The 17,106-nt window shown below is 63.3% G+C and carries 18 protein-coding genes; 13 read left to right on the forward strand and 5 right to left on the reverse strand.

The window, feature by feature from the left end:
• The first annotated feature begins 9 nt into the window (after positions 1-9).
• Positions 10-747, forward strand: coding sequence for a thioredoxin family protein (locus tag IVB23_RS21965; protein WP_247800003.1), 738 nt, complete (start codon positions 10-12; stop codon positions 745-747).
• Positions 748-949: 202 nt separating this feature from the next.
• On the opposite strand, the gene IVB23_RS21970 is transcribed toward IVB23_RS21965, so the two are convergent.
• The gene (locus tag IVB23_RS21970; RefSeq protein ID WP_247804948.1) at positions 950-2,197 is read right to left on the reverse strand and encodes a serine protease; all 1,248 of its coding nucleotides are present in this window, start codon (positions 2,195-2,197) and stop codon (positions 950-952) included.
• Between the two features lie 202 nt (positions 2,198-2,399).
• On the opposite strand from IVB23_RS21970, the gene IVB23_RS21975 reads away from it, so the two are divergent.
• The 4 genes from IVB23_RS21975 to IVB23_RS21990 all read left to right on the forward strand — a co-directional run bounded on the left by IVB23_RS21975 (position 2,400) and on the right by IVB23_RS21990 (position 4,891).
• Complete coding sequence (locus tag IVB23_RS21975) at positions 2,400-3,017, forward strand: hypothetical protein (protein WP_061879869.1); 618 nt, start codon at positions 2,400-2,402, stop codon at positions 3,015-3,017.
• Entirely contained in the window at positions 3,004-3,378 is a 375-nt protein-coding gene (locus IVB23_RS21980; RefSeq protein ID WP_247800005.1) for a transcriptional regulator, read from the forward strand. The genes IVB23_RS21975 and IVB23_RS21980 overlap by 14 nt, the downstream gene beginning before the upstream one ends.
• A gap of 32 nt (positions 3,379-3,410) precedes the next feature.
• On the forward strand, positions 3,411-4,151 hold the full coding sequence (locus tag IVB23_RS21985; protein ID WP_061879867.1) for a di-trans,poly-cis-decaprenylcistransferase: 741 nt from the start codon (positions 3,411-3,413) through the stop codon (positions 4,149-4,151).
• Positions 4,152-4,405: 254 nt separating this feature from the next.
• Entirely contained in the window at positions 4,406-4,891 is a 486-nt protein-coding gene (locus IVB23_RS21990; RefSeq protein WP_061879866.1) for a cyclic nucleotide-binding domain-containing protein, read from the forward strand.
• Here IVB23_RS21990 and IVB23_RS21995 read toward each other — a convergent pair.
• Positions 4,830-5,657 carry a metallophosphoesterase family protein gene (locus IVB23_RS21995; RefSeq protein WP_061879865.1) on the reverse strand — a complete coding sequence of 276 codons (828 nt, stop codon included), beginning with the start codon at positions 5,655-5,657 and terminating at the stop codon, positions 4,830-4,832. The two genes, IVB23_RS21990 and IVB23_RS21995, sit on opposite strands and share 62 nt — an antisense overlap.
• Positions 5,658-5,866: 209 nt before the next feature.
• On the opposite strand from IVB23_RS21995, the gene IVB23_RS22000 reads away from it, so the two are divergent.
• The 3 genes from IVB23_RS22000 to IVB23_RS22010 all read left to right on the forward strand — a co-directional run bounded on the left by IVB23_RS22000 (position 5,867) and on the right by IVB23_RS22010 (position 7,369).
• Positions 5,867-6,553, forward strand: a complete 687-nt coding sequence (locus IVB23_RS22000) for a DNA-3-methyladenine glycosylase I (RefSeq protein ID WP_247804949.1) — start codon at positions 5,867-5,869, stop codon at positions 6,551-6,553.
• 28 nt (positions 6,554-6,581) lie between these two features.
• Positions 6,582-6,875, forward strand: a complete 294-nt coding sequence (locus IVB23_RS22005) for a DUF1330 domain-containing protein (RefSeq protein WP_061879863.1) — start codon at positions 6,582-6,584, stop codon at positions 6,873-6,875.
• A 194-nt stretch (positions 6,876-7,069) separates the two neighbouring features.
• Positions 7,070-7,369, forward strand: coding sequence for a hypothetical protein (locus IVB23_RS22010; protein WP_061880256.1), 300 nt, complete (start codon positions 7,070-7,072; stop codon positions 7,367-7,369).
• A gap of 117 nt (positions 7,370-7,486) precedes the next feature.
• On the opposite strand, the gene IVB23_RS22015 is transcribed toward IVB23_RS22010, so the two are convergent.
• Together IVB23_RS22015 and dinB are read right to left on the reverse strand one after the other, a co-directional pair.
• Positions 7,487-8,899 carry a HAMP domain-containing sensor histidine kinase gene (locus IVB23_RS22015; protein WP_061879862.1) on the reverse strand — a complete coding sequence of 471 codons (1,413 nt, stop codon included), beginning with the start codon at positions 8,897-8,899 and terminating at the stop codon, positions 7,487-7,489.
• Between the two features lie 105 nt (positions 8,900-9,004).
• Positions 9,005-10,105 carry a DNA polymerase IV gene (gene dinB / locus IVB23_RS22020; RefSeq protein WP_247800013.1) on the reverse strand — a complete coding sequence of 367 codons (1,101 nt, stop codon included), beginning with the start codon at positions 10,103-10,105 and terminating at the stop codon, positions 9,005-9,007.
• A 43-nt stretch (positions 10,106-10,148) separates the two neighbouring features.
• Here dinB and IVB23_RS22025 point away from each other — a divergent pair, with 43 nt between their 5' ends.
• The 3 genes from IVB23_RS22025 to IVB23_RS22035 all read left to right on the forward strand — a co-directional run bounded on the left by IVB23_RS22025 (position 10,149) and on the right by IVB23_RS22035 (position 12,383).
• Positions 10,149-10,592: a TspO/MBR family protein gene (locus IVB23_RS22025; protein WP_247800014.1), complete on the forward strand. Its 444-nt coding sequence runs from the start codon at positions 10,149-10,151 to the stop codon at positions 10,590-10,592.
• A 95-nt stretch (positions 10,593-10,687) separates the two neighbouring features.
• Positions 10,688-10,897, forward strand: a complete 210-nt coding sequence (locus tag IVB23_RS22030; RefSeq protein WP_061879860.1) for a hypothetical protein — start codon at positions 10,688-10,690, stop codon at positions 10,895-10,897.
• A 574-nt stretch (positions 10,898-11,471) separates the two neighbouring features.
• The gene (locus IVB23_RS22035) at positions 11,472-12,383 is read left to right on the forward strand and encodes an AraC family transcriptional regulator (RefSeq protein WP_061879859.1); all 912 of its coding nucleotides are present in this window, start codon (positions 11,472-11,474) and stop codon (positions 12,381-12,383) included.
• Positions 12,384-12,409: 26 nt separating this feature from the next.
• Here the strand turns inward: IVB23_RS22035 and IVB23_RS22040 are convergent, their stop codons facing one another.
• On the reverse strand, positions 12,410-13,414 hold the full coding sequence (locus tag IVB23_RS22040; protein ID WP_247800015.1) for a zinc-dependent alcohol dehydrogenase family protein: 1,005 nt from the start codon (positions 13,412-13,414) through the stop codon (positions 12,410-12,412).
• A gap of 666 nt (positions 13,415-14,080) precedes the next feature.
• Between IVB23_RS22040 and IVB23_RS22045 the strand changes: the two genes are divergently transcribed.
• Together IVB23_RS22045 and IVB23_RS22050 are read left to right on the forward strand one after the other, a co-directional pair.
• Positions 14,081-15,340, forward strand: coding sequence for a DUF5996 family protein (locus tag IVB23_RS22045; protein ID WP_247800016.1), 1,260 nt, complete (start codon positions 14,081-14,083; stop codon positions 15,338-15,340).
• A gap of 916 nt (positions 15,341-16,256) precedes the next feature.
• On the forward strand, positions 16,257-17,096 hold the full coding sequence (locus IVB23_RS22050) for a type I restriction enzyme HsdR N-terminal domain-containing protein (protein ID WP_247800017.1): 840 nt from the start codon (positions 16,257-16,259) through the stop codon (positions 17,094-17,096).
• Positions 17,097-17,106: the final 10 nt, after the last annotated feature.

Consider the following 17,106-nt stretch of genomic DNA (forward strand, 5'->3'; position numbering starts at 1 on the left):
GAGAACGCCATGCAGCAACATCAGATCGTTTCGCGCGAGCAATGGATCATCGCGCGCAAGGCTCTTCTGGCCCACGAGAAGGAATTGACGCAGGCCCGCGAACGGCTTGCCGACGAGCGCCGCCGGCTCCCCTGGGTCAAGGTCGACAAGGCGTACGAATTTGAAGGGCCGAACGGTATTGTGTCCTTGGGCGACCTGTTCAGGGGCCGGCCGCAGCTCATCGTGCAGCACGTGATGTTCGCACCCGATTGGGACGCGGCTTGCAAAAGTTGCTCGTTCTGGGCCGATGGGTTCGAGCGCATGGTGCCGCACCTGGTCGCGCGCGACACCGCCATGGTTGCGGTCTCGCTGGCGCCAAGCGCAAAGCTCGAAGCCTTCAAGAAGCGGATGGGCTGGACCTTCGACTGGATCTCCTCAGGCCGCAACGACTTCAACCGCGATTACGGCGTGACGTTCTCGCCGGAGGAAGTCGCGACCGGCAAGCCGATGTACAATTTCGGGACCACGCCGCTCTACGGCCCCGAACTGCCCGGCATCAGCGTGTTCTTCCGCGACGAGGCCGGCGCGATCTTCCACACCTATTCCTGCTTCGCCCGCGGCCTCGACATGATGAACGCTGCTTATCAATATCTCGATCTCACCCCGCTCGGCCGTCACGAGGAAGGCCTGCCCTATCCGATGGACTGGGTGCGCCTGCGCGACCAGTACGAGCCGCAGGCGGCGAAGGGGGCGTGCTGTCATGGGTGAAGTTGTACGCTGGATCGGCAACAACGGTGTCATCGCCCGGCTGCGCGAGCGATCCAGTACTCCGAGACGGCTGTGATGAATCGAGAGGCCGCGGCGTACTGGATTCCCCGCCGGAGCCTGTCATCGGGCTCGCCGAAGGCGAGACCCGGTGGCGGGGAATGACAGCCGAGGGTGATGTGCAGGGTGTGCCCTGCCCCGATAGCTACCGCTTCGCGTCCGCCTGCTCCGTCGCGCTGCACGAGATCAGCATCGTATAAGGTCGGGCGTCGGTGGCGATGTCGGTGGTCTTGAGCTCGCTCTTTGGCTCGGCGGTCTGATAGGGCACCATGGAATTGTCGAGGAAGTCGCGCAGCACGCCGGTCTTGATGGCGAAGTTGATGTTTTCAGGGATGTTGCCGGTCGCCACCGCGATACGCAATGCCGGGATCTTTGCGGTGACCACGCCCACGACCTGACCTGTGCTATCGAACAGCGGCCCGCCGCTGTTGCCGGGCTGCACGGGGGCACTGATCTGCAGGAAGCGCGAGTCGTTGCGCATGCCGCTGAGCGAGCTCACGATGCCGGTGGTCACGCTGAAGTCCGAGGTCAGGATGCCGTGATAGGGAAAGCCGATCGCGACCACGGAGTCGCCGGAGCGAATCGAGCGGTCGCGGATCCGGGCAAAGTCCTTGAATGTCGTCGTCGATGGCGCCTGCAACAGGGCGAGATCGTTGTTGGTGTCGCTCGACACGACACGCAGCACCATTGCTGCCTCGCCGGTGAGATTGCCCTTGATGTCGCCGACGCAGCCGTCGATCACATGGTGGTTGGTGACGATGTGTCCGCTCGTACTGACCACGAAGCCGGTGCCGCTCTTGGCCCTGGCGGGTTTGCCGGCGGCGGGCGATGCCGCCTGCTTGTCCGGCGCGGCCTGCAGCTTGGCAGCCATCTTGGTGAAATCGCCGACCTTGTCCAGCCCGTCGGCCTTGACCCGGATCACACAATTGCTGACGGCGGCAATCAGAGGGGCAGTCGAGGTCAGGCTGAACTGGAAGGGCGTGCCTCTCGCCACCGCCACCATCAGGCTCGCCGTCTGGAAAGCGCGCGCGACGTTTGTCGGCAGAACGGCTGAGACCATGACCTCGGAAAAGGCGGTCGCAAACAGCCTCACCTCGGCCTGACCGTCGAAGGTCAGGTCGATCGTCAGGTTCTCGCCCTTCTTGAAACGAAACGCTGGATTGGCAAAACCGAGCAGCCACGCGTTGTTCGAATCCTGGCCGACAAGCAAGGTCATGCCATTGGCGTAGGGCATGCTTGCAGCGCAGTGAGAGAACGCGCCGGTCGAGTCATGGGTGAAAGCGCCACCGTTCCAGTTGCCGACGTGGATTGTGCCGAAAGGCCCCGCCGCATGAACGAACCCGGCCAGCATCACCTCGAGAACAAACGCAACGACAAACGACTTCCGCCACATACCAGCCCCCTGGAACGCTTCCGGATCCATCTTATCCGTCAGGATATGTAGCGCGCAACCGCCAGTTGTCCGCTCGCGTCCGGTCGGGCCGTCGCGACATTCGGGCTTGCCTTTGCTTTGCGGTGCCATATACTTTGCAATACAAAGTAACGGGACATCACGCCCCGAAACACCCGGGTGGAACGAGGATTTGGCGTTGCCGATGCGCGATCTCGACAAGGCGCTGGCCGACATCGTGACGATCCGCAGCCAGATCGCGGCGGGTACAGCCTTCCGCGGCTACGGCCCGGCGACGATGGTGGCGACCGGCGCTGTCGCGCTCATCACCGCGGTTCTGCAGTTCTGGCTGCTGGATGACCCCACCGGCGAGCCGCTCGGATTCTTCATCGGCTGGCTCAGTGCCGCCGTGCTCTCGGGGCTGATGATCGGCATCGAGATGCGGGCGCGTTCGCGCCGTCACCATTCGGGCCTGGCGGATGCCATGATCCACCAGGCCGTCGAGCAGTTCCTGCCGGCAGGCGTTGCCGGCGTGCTGCTCGCGGTGGTGATGTGGAAGTTCGCGAGCGAGACGCTGTGGCTGCTGCCGGGCCTGTGGCAGATCCTGGTGTCGCTCGGCATCTTTGCCTCGGTCCGCTCACTGCCGCGCACCGTCGCGTTCGCCGGCGCGTGGTATTTCGTGTCCGGCTTCGCAGTGGTGGTGCTGGCGAGCCGAACCCACACGCTGTCGCCATGGACCATGGGACTGCCTTTCGTAATCGGGCAATCGGTGATGGCGGCCATTCTGCATTTCGCGTCCGGAGACAACGATGTCGAAGATTGACAGCGCGCCCTTCTCCTATGAAGGACTCGACCGCGTGATCCACGAGAAGGCGAGGCTCGGGCTTCTGACCTCGCTGATGGCGCATCCCAAGGGGCTGGCATTCGGTGATCTCAAGCAGCTCTGCGGCCTCACCGACGGCAATCTCAGCCGGCACCTTGCCGTGCTCCAGGAGGCGGGCCTCGTCGAGATGACCAAGGGCTACGAGGGCAACCGCCCGCACACGACCTGTCGCCTGACCAAGGCCGGCCGCCGCCGTTTCCTCGACTATCTCGCCGTGCTCGAGCGGCTGGTGCGCGACGCGGCGAAAGCCGCCGGCCGCGAGGCGTCGCTGCTCGGCCGCCTCGGTATCGCCTCGACCTGATTCTCCCCCTTTTATTGACCGGAGACTTTGCAATGCAAAGCGAATCCACCTCGCGCAACGAGAAGCTCCATGTCGGCATCATCATGGACGGCAACGGCAGATGGGCGACGCGGCGCGGCCTGTCCCGCGTGCGTGGCCACGAGGCCGGCGTCGAGACCATCCGCCGAATCGTCGAGGCCGCGCCCAAGCAGGGCATCGGCACGTTGACGCTTTACGCCTTCTCGGCCGACAATTGGCGGAGGCCGAGGGCCGAGGTCGCGGCGCTGATGACCTTGCTGCGCTTCTATCTCGCCAACGAGGTGCAGAGCCTGGTCAGGAACGGTGTGCGTCTCACCGTGATCGGCCGCCGCGACCGGCTGCCTGACGGCATCGCCACCGCGATCACGCGCGCCGAGGAGGCGACCGCCCGAGGAAGCGCGCTGCATCTGCGCATCGCGGTGGATTACTCAGCTCGCGATGCGATCCTCAACGCGGCGGCCAAAGCGGCCGCGCTCACCAGCCTCACACGCGAAGCGTTCTCGCAGCTCGTTACCGGCGAGGCTGGCCTTCGCGACGTCGATCTCATCATCCGCACCTCGGGCGAGAAGCGGCTGTCGGACTTCCTGCTCTGGGAGGGCGCTTATGCCGAGCTGCATTTCACCGAGCGGATGTGGCCCGAATTCGATGCGAGCGATCTCACCGCGGCGCTCGCCGCCTTCCACGGCCGCGAGCGCCGCTTCGGCGGGCTTCGGGCGATCGTGCCGGAGGAGGTGCCCTCGCTCTCCCGAGTGTGACGCACGGCACGCGAAAACGCGCTGTTCGTTTTCAGCCGCCAGGTTGGGCAGCGCCGACCATGCGGCCGTTGCGCGGCCTCGGACATGCGCGGCCTGGCGACGGAGGCGGGTTTTGGGGATACCGGCCCTGGAGACTGGCGCGGTCCCCCTCGCCAAGTGCTGTCGCGCCCGTCATAGACGCGTTGATTTGTCGTGTGGCACGGATCATGCTCTGGTCTGGGGCGATGGGGTCCGCAGCGACGGGAGCTTCTGCGATGCGCGCAGTCCTGGATTATTGCACCGGCGGAACGGAGCGGCAGGTCGCCGCCGGCACGCTGATTGTCAACGAGGGTGGCACCAGCGGCCACCTCTACGTGCTGATGCAAGGCAAGCTCGAGGTGCTCAAGGGCGAGATGGTGGTCGCCACCGTCACCGAACCCGGCGCCGTGCTCGGCGAGATGTCCGTGCTGCTGGGCCAGCCGCACACCGCCACCGTGCGGGCCTGCTCCGACGCGATCGTCTATGAGTTCGAGGACGCCGCCTCGTTCCTCGAGAAGGAGCCGGGTGTGGCCCTGCTGATCGCAAAGATGCTGGCGCAGCGGCTCAATGTCGCCAACACCTATCTCGCCGATCTCAAGCGGCAATATGCCGGCCACGGCACGCATCTGGCCATGGTCGGCGAGGTGCTCCAGAGCATGATCAACCTGCCGCCGCATGAGGTCTCGCCAGGCTCGGATCGGAAATCCGATCCAAGAATGTGAGCCAGTCGGGCGGCGCCTCGATGGGGGCGGCGGGGCGCTTCAGCGGCGCATTCAGGTCGATCCACTGGGCTTCGCCGGCCGCGAGCCAGAATGCCCTGTCCGCGTCGAGGTCGAGCACGATGCAGGTCGGCGGCCGGCCCGGTTGCAGGCCGGTGTTGAAGACCCAGGTCTGGCCCAGCCGGTCGAACCACGAGCCGCCGGTGATGAACGGCGACTGGTGCACATGGCCTGAGATCACCATCGACGGCTGATATTGCATGATCCATTGCACCAGCTCGACGTCGCCGAAGAAGCGCTTGCCGCCCCAGCTCGTCGGTGAATCCGCCGGCGGCGCGTGATGCGCCCAGATCCAGCGCCGCAGCCGGCCGGTGGCGGCATCGCGCAACTGTTCGACGATGCGCTGCTTCACCAGGGGCCCGTCCCACCACGGGCACACCGTGAACATTGTGTCGCCGATGCTGAGGCTGTCGCCGTCGCAGGCGATGCCGAGCTCGCGTACCTCCGAAATCCAGCGTGCGATCTTCTCGCCTTCGGTGCTGCGCTCGTCCAGGTCGTGATTGCCGGAGCAGAGGATCACGCGGGTCCGCGCGGCAAGGAGCGCGAGGTACTTCTTCACCACCACGATCTGGGCGCGGAAGTCCACGATCGAGCCGATGTCGAGCGCATCGCCGGCGAAGACCACGAGATCGAATTGCGGCGCCGCGCTGACCAGCCAGTCGAGCTGCGGCAACGAGTAATGCAGGTCGGCCACGACCAGGCAGCGCATGGAAAATCCGACGGCCAGAGATCAAAATGTAAGGGGATTCCAAAAACGGCATAAAGCAAGAAGCAGACCAGCCCGGCCGCCCCTTTGCGTCAATCCTATGAACGACAGCATGCTGCGTCCCGTCGCAGAGCGCAAGGGGCGGCAATGCGGGGGCTGGACCGGATCGCCGAATTCTGGTGTCGTGGCCTGCCCTCAACACCTGTGTTCACATGACCCCCTTCAAGACCATTCGCGCGCGGGCCGAGAAGCGCAAGGGCGGGCCCAAGGCGCTGGGGAAACTGATGCCGGCCAAGCCGGACTTGAAGCGGCTGGCCAAGTTCGGCGATGACCGGATCCTCGCCGAGATGACCAGGCGGGTGTTCTGCGCCGGCTTCGCCTGGAGCGTGATCGATTCGAAATGGGACGGCTTTGAAGACGCCTTCCTGCATTTCCAGCCCGCCAAGCTCACCTTCCAGCCCGAGGACTATTGGGAGGGCCTGCTGCGCGACGCGCGCATCGTGCGCAACGGCGCCAAGATCATGTCGGTGCGCGACAACGCCGCCTTCGTGCAGGAGATCGCGAAGCAGCACGGCAGCTTCGGCAGGTTTCTGGCAAAGTGGCCGTCGTCCGACGAGATCGGCCTGCTCGATCTCCTCAACAAGCGCGGCAGCCGGTTAGGGGGCAACACCGGCCAGATGCTGCTGCGCTTCGTCGGCTGGGACGGTTTCGTGACGTCCAAGGACGTGGCGGTCTGCCTGCGCGATGCAGGTCTCGACATCGCCGAAGAGGTCAAGTCGAAGGGCGATCTCGCCAAGGTGCAGGCGCAGTTCAATGCCTGGGCCGAGGAGACCGGCCTGCCCTACACTTATCTGTCACGCATCTGCGCTTTGTCGGTCGGCGAGAACCGCGGCGAGTAGCAATTCGCCCCAAACGTCAGGAGAAGCGATGGCCAAAGCCTACTGGGTTGCAACCTACCGAGCGATCAAGAATCCCGATGCCATGGCGGCCTACGCCAAGCTGTCGCGTCCGGCGATCGAAGCGGCCGGCGGCCGTGTGCTCGCACGCGGGATGCCGGCCGCGGCCTTCGAGCTCGGCCAGATGGAGCGCGTCGTTCTCATCGAGTTCGACAGCGTGGAGCGCGCCAGGGCGGCGTATGCGAGCCCGGCCTATCAGGCCGCCCACGCTCTGCTTGGCGACGGCGTCGACCGCGACATCCGGATCGTCGAAGCCGCCGACTAAAGCGGACAGATCGTGTGCATCCTGTGGCGAACTCGTGCCGCTAGCGCGGCGGATGCGGCGCGCGATCACGAAATACATTTTGCAGGAACATTTGTCCGCAGCGCCTGTTCGGGACTTTGAGCCAGGCGGACAAGGGCAGGGAACGCATGCTCCCGCCTGGGTCAATGAAACCGCAGACAGAAACGGAGCAGCTCATGAAGCTCACATCCGAACAGGTGAAGCAGACCGTCAACCAACTCGGCGCTCAGGTGCTGCCCGACGAACATCCCGCGATGCCGCAGCTCAACAGCATGTTCGGCGAGCACACTTTCTTTGTCGACGAGATGGGCCTCAAGGTCCTCGAGCCTGCGGCATCGCTTGGTGCCGAGACCGACCGCCAGAGTGGCGAGGTCGTCAGCCTCGCCGATTGGGGCGATTCCGACCTGACGCGCCTGATGGCGCATGAGCCCGAACCGACCGGCGTGATCGTGGTGTTCGAGCACGTGAGGCATTGAGCGGACCGAGCGAATCGACTTTCAACGGTGGCGGGCCTGAAAATCCGTCACCGACAGTCGCACTCGCCGGGCGCTCTGTGTTCACTTTTCGAGGCGGCTCCAACCTGGCCGCGGGAGTCATGCCTGGAGCGGAATCTCCATGGCGATCTGAGTCCCCGGACCCGTCGTGCTCTCGAGCCGCAGGCGCCCGTTCAGCGATGAGGCCACCAGATTAAAGGCGATGTGCAGCCCCAGGCCGGCATGGCCGCTCTCCCGACCAGTCGTGACGAACGGATCGAAGATCTGCGCCTGCAACTCCTCGGGAATTCCGATGCCTTCATCAGCGCAGACGAGGCGGACGGATGTCGGGTCCGGCTGGCTGACTGTGATGACGAACCGGCCGCCTCTCTTGTCAGGATAGGCATGGCCTGCGCTATTGAGAGCGAGATTGCTGATCACCTGAGCTAGCGCTCCGGGGTAGCTGTTGAGCTTGATCCCCGCCGGGCATCGGACCGCGACCGTCAGGCCATGATGCGACAGCAATGGCCCGAGCTTGGACATCAACTCCGACAGCCAGTCCTTGAGCTCGAAGGTCCGCCGGTCCTCGTCGGCCTGATGGACGGCGACCTGCCTGAAGCTGTGCACCATCTCGGATGCGCGGTGCAGATTGTCGAAGGTCAGATTGAGCCCCTGCTTGAGCCTGTCGATGCCCTTTGTCAGGTCGGAACGCCGGACCGATGCTCCGCCTAAGGCATCAGCCATTGTCTGCAGATCGGCCTGCATGGTGGTCGAGGTCGTCAGGGCGAGGCCGAGCGGGGTGCTGACCTCGTGCGCGACACCGGCCACCAATTGGCCGAGCGAGGCAAGCTTTTCCGCCTGCACGAGCTGCTCCTGGGTCGCGCGCAGATCGCGCAGCGATCTCTCCGAGCGTTCCTTTTCCCGTTGTAACGCCTCCGACGTCCGGAATTGTCTTCGCGCCCGGTATTCGCGCGCAGCCACGGCGTAGAGCGACAATGCGTAGGCATTGCCGACGAGAGAATGATTGATGAAGCTCAGCCCGGTCGGCATCGTCGTCGCGAACGACTCGGCGACCAGCAGCGCCACCCACGAGAGCAGGCAGAAAATCGCTAGCGAGCCGATCCGCAACGGCAGCATGGTCGAGACGAACAGGATGATCATCATCATGCCGGGCGCGGCAAAGGTAAAGCCCGACGGCAGCACCAGATAAATGCTGGGCAAGATGCAGCCGGGAATGACACAATAGACGAGGAAGATCGTCTCTGCCCATGGCTTCATCCATCGCCGTGACAGCAGCGCCGTCAGCGGCAGCAGGATAAAGACGGCCGTGCCGCCGCGGATCGCGAGCGTGATCGGAACCACTTCGGGGTACAGCACCCAATCCCAGAGCGTGTAGCCGGCATAGGTGGCGGCGCCGAGCAGCATTGCGATCTGCGTCCATCCGAGGCTGCCCCGGACATATTGGTCGACAAATCGCCGCTCCTCGATGCGGTCTTCGAAGCGCAGTCCGAGGCGTATCAATAAGGCAAGCATTCCAACATCAATCGCGAAAAGACCTGTTTGACGTCTCTACGACAGGTTTTGGGCCGCGTCGCTGCTAAAGATGTCGCGTTCGCCGAAGCGGTCCTCTGGCCGGATTCAGATCCCGAGCGTCAACTGCGGCTCCGAATCGCCACCGGCCTGGAGCGAGGACAGCGAGACCCCCAGCAGCCTGACGCGCTTGGGCGGCGGCATCTCGGCTTCGAGCAGGCCGCAGGCCAGCCGCTCCAGTTCGTCCCGGCCCGCAACGGCCGCGGCGACGGACCTGCTGCGCGTGATGATCTCGAAGTCGGCGAACTTGATTTTCAGGGTAACGGTGCGGCCGCGATTGCCGGACGCCTCGCAATGGCGCCAGACCTTGTCGATGAGAGGCCTGAGTTCGGCGACCAGCGCATCGAATGCGTCGAGGTCGATCGAGAACGTGTTCTCCGCGCCGATCGACTTGCGGATCCGGTTGGCCCTGACAGGCCGCTCGTCGACGCCGCGTGATATCCAATAGTAATAGGCGCCGGACTTGCCGAAATTCGCGTTCATGAACTCCAGCGTCTGGTTGCGGATGTCGCGGCCGGTGAACAGGCCGAGCGCGTTCATCTTCGCGGCTGTTGCCGGGCCGATCCCGTGGAACTTGCCGACCGGCAGCGTCTCGACGAAGGCCGGCCCCATCTCCGGCGAGATCACGAACTGGCCGTTGGGCTTGCGATGGTCCGAGGCGAGCTTGGCCAGGAATTTGTTGTAGGAGATGCCCGCCGAAGCGTTGAGGCCCGTCTCGGCCTTGATCTTCTCGCGGATCTTCCGCGCGATGTCCCGCGCCAGCGCAATGCCTTGCAGGTTCTCCGTCACGTCGAGATAGGCCTCATCCAGCGACAAGGGCTCGACGATGGCCGTGTGCTCGGCGAAGATCTCGCGGATCTGCCTCGAGATCGCCTTGTAGACCTCGAAGCGCGGCTTGACGAAGATCAGCTCTGGACATTGCCGCTTCGCGGTCACCGACGGCATGGCGGAGCGAACGCCGAACTTGCGGGCCTCGTAGCTGGCCGCCGCGACGACGCCGCGCTCCGCGGAGCCGCCGACCGCGACCGGCTTGCCGCGCAGCTGCGGATTGTCGCGTTGCTCCACCGACGCATAGAAGGCATCCATGTCGATATGGATGATCTTGCGGATCGGCGAGGCCGCGCCGGTCACCGTGTCGGATTCGCTCATGGAGAGATGATACAATCGAGCCAGGGGAAGCGCGAGGTGATGGATGTTTCAGTTGTTGCTCTTCGTGGCGGGCGTGGTCGGCATCGGCTGGCTGATCGGCGCGACCAATCTCCCCGGAGACCGGTATGCGGCCCTGGCCAAGCCGGATTTCGTGCCGCCGAACTGGGCCTTTCCGGTGGCCTGGACCATCCTTTACATCATGATCGCCGTCGCGGGCTGGCGGACCTTTCGTCGTGTTCCGTCGGGGAAGGCGATGCTGGCCTGGGCCGCGCAACTGGCGCTCAATTTCGCCTGGTCGCCCGTCATGTTCACGATGCACCAGATCGGCGCCGCGCTCGTCATCCTCGTCGGCCTGTTCGCCGCGATCGTGACCTACATCGGCCTCGAGATGCCACGAGACAGACTGGCGGCCGCATTGTTCGTGCCTTATGCGGCCTGGGTCGCGTTTGCCGGCGTGCTCAATGCGGCGATCTGGCGTTTGAATTGAGACGATGATTCTCAATCAATCTCAAACAACAATCCCGGGCTTGTGAGTGGCAGGCATGAGCCCGCGATCTAATATGAGCCAGCGGAGGACAACCAATGCAATATAGCTCCGAGCTCATTCAGACGATGCGTCAGGCCCTGGAAACCGTGATGGCGAGCGTGCCAGCCCATCAATCGGTCTTCGGTCTCAAAGCGGCCGTGGCCGAATGCATCCTGAAGGCCGCCGCACACGGCCAAACGTCCTATGACGGACTGGTGACGTCCGCCTCCGACCAGATCCAGCCGATTGTCGCGATGCTGACGTGAGGGGCTTACCTGAATAGCTGGCCCCGACGCACCGTGGAGGTGCAGAGATTACGGGAGAGTATCAGCACGGCGGTCACGCGAGCGATGACGCGTCATGGTGCTGTCACTAGACCCGCGCGGCGGAACGCCACAGGCCGTCCCGACGTCGCGAGGTTGCGGACCCGTCTGGCCGCCAACATATGTTGCGGGGTGTACCACAGGGGGCAGATGAGCTGGCGAGCTCAGGTGGCGGCCTCGTCAGGCCGCGCGCGCGGATCGCAATACGATAATTCAATAGGAGACACAGCAATGAGCGTGCCTGCCTATTCGTCTTTCAGCAAATGTTACTGCGAGGGCCGACAGGCCTTTTATGTGCGTACAGGAAATCGCCGGGCAGAATCCTGGATATGCTCGAACGGACGGATCTTCCGACCACGGCGATCGCACTCGAGGTTGGGTACTCGTCGAACCAGGTCCTCACCCGGGTTTTACTCCAGCACATGCGTTTGAACCCCTCCGACTATCGTCGGACCGTTCGCGATCCGGTTCGCCCATCGATCTCGCCTCGCGCGCATTCGGCTCTGGAGGGACGGCAATGACCTTCCATGCCGCTTCGTCATTCGCCCAGTGGCACAGCAAAGGCCGACATGCGTCCTACTTGCGCATGACGAAATCCCCGGGCGGGATACTCGACCTTCTTGAGGTCCAGCGACCAGCCGGGGACATGTCCCGCCCGGCCGTGTCGGACATTGTGCTGATGGAGGACATGCTTGGCTGCAGTCGTGTCAGGGGAGACCTGGGAGGAGGTCGCTTCGATGTGAAGACCGCGAAAGGCACTCTCGCCGTTGCTGCGCCGAACTTTGCGACCTCGGTGATCAATGACGAAGGCCATCGGCTCCGCAGCCTGGCGTTTCCTTTGGCCCGGTGGCAGAGCGTGCTCGACGAGGCGGCCGACGGCCGCTTCTCGTTCGACACCTCCTGCATCTACGGCCGAGTGTTCGACTCGTCGGCGATCCGATCGGCGGTCCGCAACCTGTGGACTCTCTGTGAGGACGAGGGGGCGCCGTCGCGGCTGTTGGCGCGCGCGGCGGGCTGCGAGATCCTCGCCGAGCTTTGCAGCCTGGGTGGGATGCCGTTCGCGCCGGCCAGGGGCGGCCTCGCGCCTTGGGCGGAACGGCGCTGCCTGGAACTGATGCGAGCGCGGCTTTCGGATGATATCAGCCTCGACGATCTGGCAGCCGAGGCACGGCTTTCACCGTTCCATTTCGCCCGCATGTTCAAGCAAAGCCTCGGCGTGCCGCCGCGGGTTTACCTGACGCGACTGAGAGTGGAGAAAGTTCGCGAAATGCTCGAACATACGGACCTTCCGGTCACGCAGATCGCCCTGGAGGTCGGATACTCGTCAAACCAGGTCCTCGCCCGTGTCTTTCTCAAGCATCAGCGCATGAGTCCGACCGATTATCGTCGGGCGGTTCGCGATCCGGTCCGCCGTATCGCGATGCAGTAACTGCTGCCGCTGCCCTGCGGAGGCATCTATTGAGGGACGGGAAGCGCCACAGTCTGCCCCACAACATCAACCGCCACCTTGCCGCGAAGTCCGCGCGATCCCCCGTTTTCGAGCAGTTCATGCGTTTCGCCGACCCGGGCCAGAGGCAGCACCGCGCCGATCACCGGCTTGATCAGGCCGCGTTCGACGAGGTTCGTCACCGCGTCGAGCTTGCCGCGGTTCTGCCGGGTGAACACGAAATGGTAGGCGGCATTCCTGCCCCACGCCTCGATCAGGTTTTGCGGCTGTGCGATGTCGACGATGCTGATCACCCGTCCCGCATCCGCGAGGGCAAGCGGGCTTTTCGCCAGGGTATCGCCGCCGATGGTATCGAACACGACGTTCACCCCCTGCCCATGCGTTAGATCCGCCACGGCTGAAACATAGTCGTCGGACCGGTGATCGATCACCTCGTCCGCTCCGAGCGAACGTACGAATTCATGGTTGCTGGAGCGCGCCGTCGTGATGACCCGCGCACCCATCGCCTTGGCAAGCTGGATGGCCGCCGTGCCCACGCCACCGGCGCCACCGTGGATCAAGATCGTTTCATGAACGGCAAGCTGGGCGCGGGTCACCAAAGCTTCCCAGACCGTGCCCCCGACCAGCGTCAGGCTGGCGGCCTCCAGATGATTGATGTTGCGCGGCTTGCGCGCGACCAGATCGACATCGGCTATATGCTGTTCCGCATAGGAGCCGGGGCCGCCGAAGATTTTGGGCGTGTAGTAAACCTCGTCGCCGATTCCGAATTCGCTCACGTCCGCTCCCGTCTCTTCCACGACACCGGAAACGTCGTGACCGATGATGGCGGGGAGCGGCACGTAATCGGTATAGTCGCCACGGCGGATCTGAATGTCCAGGGGATTGATGGCGGTGGCGTGGACGCGCACCCGGACCTGTCGCGCTCCGAGAGCCGGTACGGAAACATCGCGCAGCTCGAACGCGTCGTAGCCACCGAATTTATGGAGGACGATGGCCTTCGTGGTATCGGTCATGATCTTACCTCGTCTCAAGGCGACTCGGCCAGTCGGGCCGCGGGCGCGGGCCAGCAGGTCAGGGCCGAGCGCTTCGGGACGCATGGCGAACAGGCCGTGCAAATCATCCGGATAGGTCTCAGCGTGCCCGACAAAGCGCTCGGGGTTTCAGCCGGTGATCCTATCAAGCGTTTCGAACGAAATGCGGCGCGGAACCTGCGACACGTTGCCAATCTTGCGGCTAAGTGCTGCGCGGCACCTTCTTTTCAGCATTCTGACCTGCCGCCGGCGACCGCGTTACGTAGCGCCCTGCGTTTCACCGAGGCGCCCTGTATCGAGTTTCACGAAAGTGGAACTCTCGTTCGGGTCGCAGCGAGCGGCCCCGGTTCTCCGGTAGCCGGGAAGAAGCGCAATTTTGGCACCTGCGCAGCAGCCCTCGCACCGCCTTGTCAAGGCGTTTCGGTAAGATCGGTTCGACGCCGCGATCAAACAGTTCTGCATCGCCTGGCGGGCGCTTTGACATCGTCCTGCCGTGGAACAGCGCAACAGTCTCTGCCGCGCCGTTCGCCGGTTGTTGCCAGCAGGCGTAGGATAACGGGCGCGGATAGAGTGATTGCCAGGACCTAACTCAAGCGCTGAAGATCAAATGCCACATCGCGTACAGATGCTGGATGGAGAAAATTCAAAATGAGCAACAAGTGGCCCCACCTCGACTACCTCAGCTGGCGCGAGACTTGTTCAGCTCTGCATCTCTACCTCCAGGTCGCAGGCAAGTACCGGCTGGCTCATACACCGTGGCTGAACCATTCGTGGCACGCGACCTTCTATGTCACGCCGAACGGTCTGGCATCCTCGCCGATACCCGACGGCCCGGGCATCGAGATCCTGTTTGATTTTCGGGAGCACAAGGTTGTTGGCACCAGCGGTGAAGGCCGCCGAGCATCGTTCGAGCTCGGGCCGTCCACGGTCGCGGCGTTCCACGACAGCTTCGTGAAGTTGATTTCGGACCTCGGCGGCACGCCGACATTCAACGGACAGCCGAACGAGGTCCCCAACCCGGTCCCCTTCGCCGAAGATCATCGCGACCGGCCCTATGATAGCCACGCCGTTCAGCGCTTTCACCAGGCGCTCGTGGCGATCGACAGGGTCTTCAATCGGTTCCGCACCTCCTTCCTCGGTAAATCCAGCCCCGTTCATCTGTTCTGGGGCAGCTTCGACCTCGCCGTTACGCGCTTTTCGGGACGGCGCGCGCCGCTCCACCCTGGCGGAATTCCTGCCTTGCCAGACGACGTGGCGCAGGAGGCTTATGATCGAGAGGTTTCGTCAGCAGGGTTCTGGCCGGGCGGCGGCGGCATCGACTATCCTGCCTTCTACGCCTACGCCTATCCGGCGCCGAACGGCTACCGAGCCGCGACGGTCCGGCCCGATGCCGCGTTCTGGCACGACGGCTTGTCTGAATTCATGCTCCCCTACGATGCCGTGCAGTCGGCCGCCGATCCCGACGAAGCCCTGATGGCTTTCCTCGTCTCGACCTACGAGGCTGCGGCCGATCTGGCAGGATGGGACCGCGATCTTCTGGAATGCGCGCGCGGACAGCCACGTCAGGTCCGCCCCCCGGATGCCGCGCAGTCTGATCAAACGCATTCAGCCGACGACAAAACGGTCGAGCGGGAGGATGGCGCATCGAAGGGACGCTACCGGCTCGTCGTCGACGGCGTCGAAGCCGAGATGACCTACAGCCGGGCGAACGACAAGTTGATCATCATCGACCACACGGAAGTTCCCGCCGCCTTGCGCGGCCGCAAGATCGGAGAGCGGCTGGTGCGACGAGCGATCGAGGACGCGCGGCGCGAAGCGTTCGCGATCATTCCGCTCTGCCCGTTCGCAAAGGCGCAGATAGAGCGACATCCGGAGTGGCAGGACGTGGTGCGTGGGGCAAAAACCTGACGGCGATGAAATCAGATCTGTGCTCAAAACGGCTCCACGACCGCCGGCCGAATGGGGTCGCAATGCAGACAAGGTAGCTGAAACGGCCAAACCATGCGGCAAGGCGATGCAAAGTTTCCCGAGAACCGCTTCGCTGACACGAACGCCGCATGTCGCAGAACACGGCCGCGCCTACGGTTGCGCGGAACAGCGCGCTGATCGCCGCTTGGTTGTTTGTGATCGAATACAGATTGCACATGGTTTCAAATGACTTGATTCGCAGCTCGACCTAACGTTCTTCAGTAGGATGCACCCACTTGTAGGGGGTGATCTGTCTTGTCTCGGTCAGTTTGATCATTCGGGCAGGTGGCGCGTAGCGAGGCGTGCGGCAGGACCGGCACCTCAGCGAAGCTTCCAGCTTCCAGAGCGGCGTCTCCGGACGTCGGCGGATGGCGTCAAGACAAAGATTGCTGCGCATCTTACAGCGAGAGCACTCGACTTCCAGCCAGCCGAGTCCGCCGTTGATGCATTGGCCGATCGTCGGGGAGGGCTGTGCGGGGCCTCCAAAGCCTTCCATGCGGACCGACCAGGCCTCGGCCTCGGCTCGGTCGGCTTCGCCAACGGCCGCCTCGGCGCGCTCGCGAGCTCCCTTGGCTCGGATCTTCGCGCCATGATCCGACCACCCCAGATAACCTCTCGCGACTTAGTGCTCATGTCGGAGGATTCCGCGAGGAGGCCTAAGACGCAAGCCGCTACCTCTTGCGAGCCGGCCTTCCGACTCCATTAGTCCTTCGTCAACATAGACGAGGGGCTAAGCAATGCGGGCCCACTTCGCCGAACGGCTCGGCCTCCTGAGTAGCTACACTTCGACTAAATGGGGCTTGCGCTCGCCGGAAGGTTGCATGATGCTCGTGCCTTTATTTCTAGGGGGCGAATCATGGCAAAACTCTCAACAAAAGTTGCTACTCGGATCACCACCCAGCTTAAAAGGTACCAGAGCGTACTGTCAGGGTTGCTGAAGCGCGACGTCAGCGAGGCTGATACTGTCACTGTCATCAACGATATGCTTTCCGACATCTGCGGCTATGACAAATATCTGCATGTCACTAGCCAGTACGCGATCCGCGGCACCTATGTTGATCTTGCCGTGAAGTTTGATGACGAAATCAGATTCATCATCGAAGTTAAGGCCATCGGGATCGACCTCAAGGATGCCCACGTCAAGCAAGCCATCGATTATGCTGCCAACGAGGGCATCGAGTGGGTGGTGCTCACGAATGGTGCTCACTGGCGTATCTACAAGGTGCATTTCGGTCAGCCAATTGAGAAAATTCTCGTTTGCGAGCTGGACGCTATTGAGGCCAGCGCCAAGAGTCCAGAAGCCTTGGAGTGTTTCGGAAACTTGAGTCGCGAAGGCTTTTCAAAGGGCACGATGGCGGAGTTCTTGCTGCACAAGCAGGTCACGAACAAGTTTACTGTCGCAGCCGTTCTGCAGACCGACTTCATCCTGGAAGTTCTGCGCCGCGAGATTCGTCGGATGAGTTCCGGCGTTAAGGTGGAAGTCGACTATCTGAAGACCTTGTTGCGTGAGGAAGTCATCAAGCGCGACTTGGTCGATAGCGATGAAGCGAAGGCGGCTCTTCAGAACATCAAGCGTTTGCAGCGGGCTGCCACCCGGAAGAAAGCCGCGCCGAAAGCTGCCGATGAAGAAGCGCCTATAGTCGCCCCGGTTGAGGATGCGTCCGCGTCCCTCCCACGAGCAGTCGCTACTCCATAATCATGGATCG

Origin of the sequence: Bradyrhizobium sp. 191, assembly GCF_023100985.1 — a bacterium.
Lineage (GTDB): Bacteria > Pseudomonadota > Alphaproteobacteria > Rhizobiales > Xanthobacteraceae > Bradyrhizobium > Bradyrhizobium diversitatis.

Excerpts from the sequence above, each read along its gene's own strand:
- IVB23_RS21965 (WP_247800003.1), top strand. The coding sequence starts at position 10 with ATGCAGCAACATCAGATCGTTTCGCGCGAGCAATGGATCATCGCGCGC.
- IVB23_RS21970 (WP_247804948.1), bottom strand. The coding sequence starts at position 2,197 with ATGTGGCGGAAGTCGTTTGTCGTTGCGTTTGTTCTCGAGGTGATGCTG.
- IVB23_RS21975 (WP_061879869.1), top strand. The coding sequence starts at position 2,400 with ATGCGCGATCTCGACAAGGCGCTGGCCGACATCGTGACGATCCGCAGC.
- IVB23_RS21980 (WP_247800005.1), top strand. The coding sequence starts at position 3,004 with ATGTCGAAGATTGACAGCGCGCCCTTCTCCTATGAAGGACTCGACCGC.
- IVB23_RS21985 (WP_061879867.1), top strand. The coding sequence starts at position 3,411 with ATGCAAAGCGAATCCACCTCGCGCAACGAGAAGCTCCATGTCGGCATC.
- IVB23_RS21990 (WP_061879866.1), top strand. The coding sequence starts at position 4,406 with ATGCGCGCAGTCCTGGATTATTGCACCGGCGGAACGGAGCGGCAGGTC.
- IVB23_RS21995 (WP_061879865.1), bottom strand. The coding sequence starts at position 5,657 with ATGCGCTGCCTGGTCGTGGCCGACCTGCATTACTCGTTGCCGCAGCTC.
- IVB23_RS22000 (WP_247804949.1), top strand. The coding sequence starts at position 5,867 with ATGACCCCCTTCAAGACCATTCGCGCGCGGGCCGAGAAGCGCAAGGGC.
- IVB23_RS22005 (WP_061879863.1), top strand. The coding sequence starts at position 6,582 with ATGGCCAAAGCCTACTGGGTTGCAACCTACCGAGCGATCAAGAATCCC.
- IVB23_RS22010 (WP_061880256.1), top strand. The coding sequence starts at position 7,070 with ATGAAGCTCACATCCGAACAGGTGAAGCAGACCGTCAACCAACTCGGC.
- IVB23_RS22015 (WP_061879862.1), bottom strand. The coding sequence starts at position 8,899 with ATGCTTGCCTTATTGATACGCCTCGGACTGCGCTTCGAAGACCGCATC.
- dinB (WP_247800013.1), bottom strand. The coding sequence starts at position 10,105 with ATGAGCGAATCCGACACGGTGACCGGCGCGGCCTCGCCGATCCGCAAG.
- IVB23_RS22025 (WP_247800014.1), top strand. The coding sequence starts at position 10,149 with ATGTTTCAGTTGTTGCTCTTCGTGGCGGGCGTGGTCGGCATCGGCTGG.
- IVB23_RS22030 (WP_061879860.1), top strand. The coding sequence starts at position 10,688 with ATGCAATATAGCTCCGAGCTCATTCAGACGATGCGTCAGGCCCTGGAA.
- IVB23_RS22035 (WP_061879859.1), top strand. The coding sequence starts at position 11,472 with ATGACCTTCCATGCCGCTTCGTCATTCGCCCAGTGGCACAGCAAAGGC.
- IVB23_RS22040 (WP_247800015.1), bottom strand. The coding sequence starts at position 13,414 with ATGACCGATACCACGAAGGCCATCGTCCTCCATAAATTCGGTGGCTAC.
- IVB23_RS22045 (WP_247800016.1), top strand. The coding sequence starts at position 14,081 with ATGAGCAACAAGTGGCCCCACCTCGACTACCTCAGCTGGCGCGAGACT.
- IVB23_RS22050 (WP_247800017.1), top strand. The coding sequence starts at position 16,257 with ATGGCAAAACTCTCAACAAAAGTTGCTACTCGGATCACCACCCAGCTT.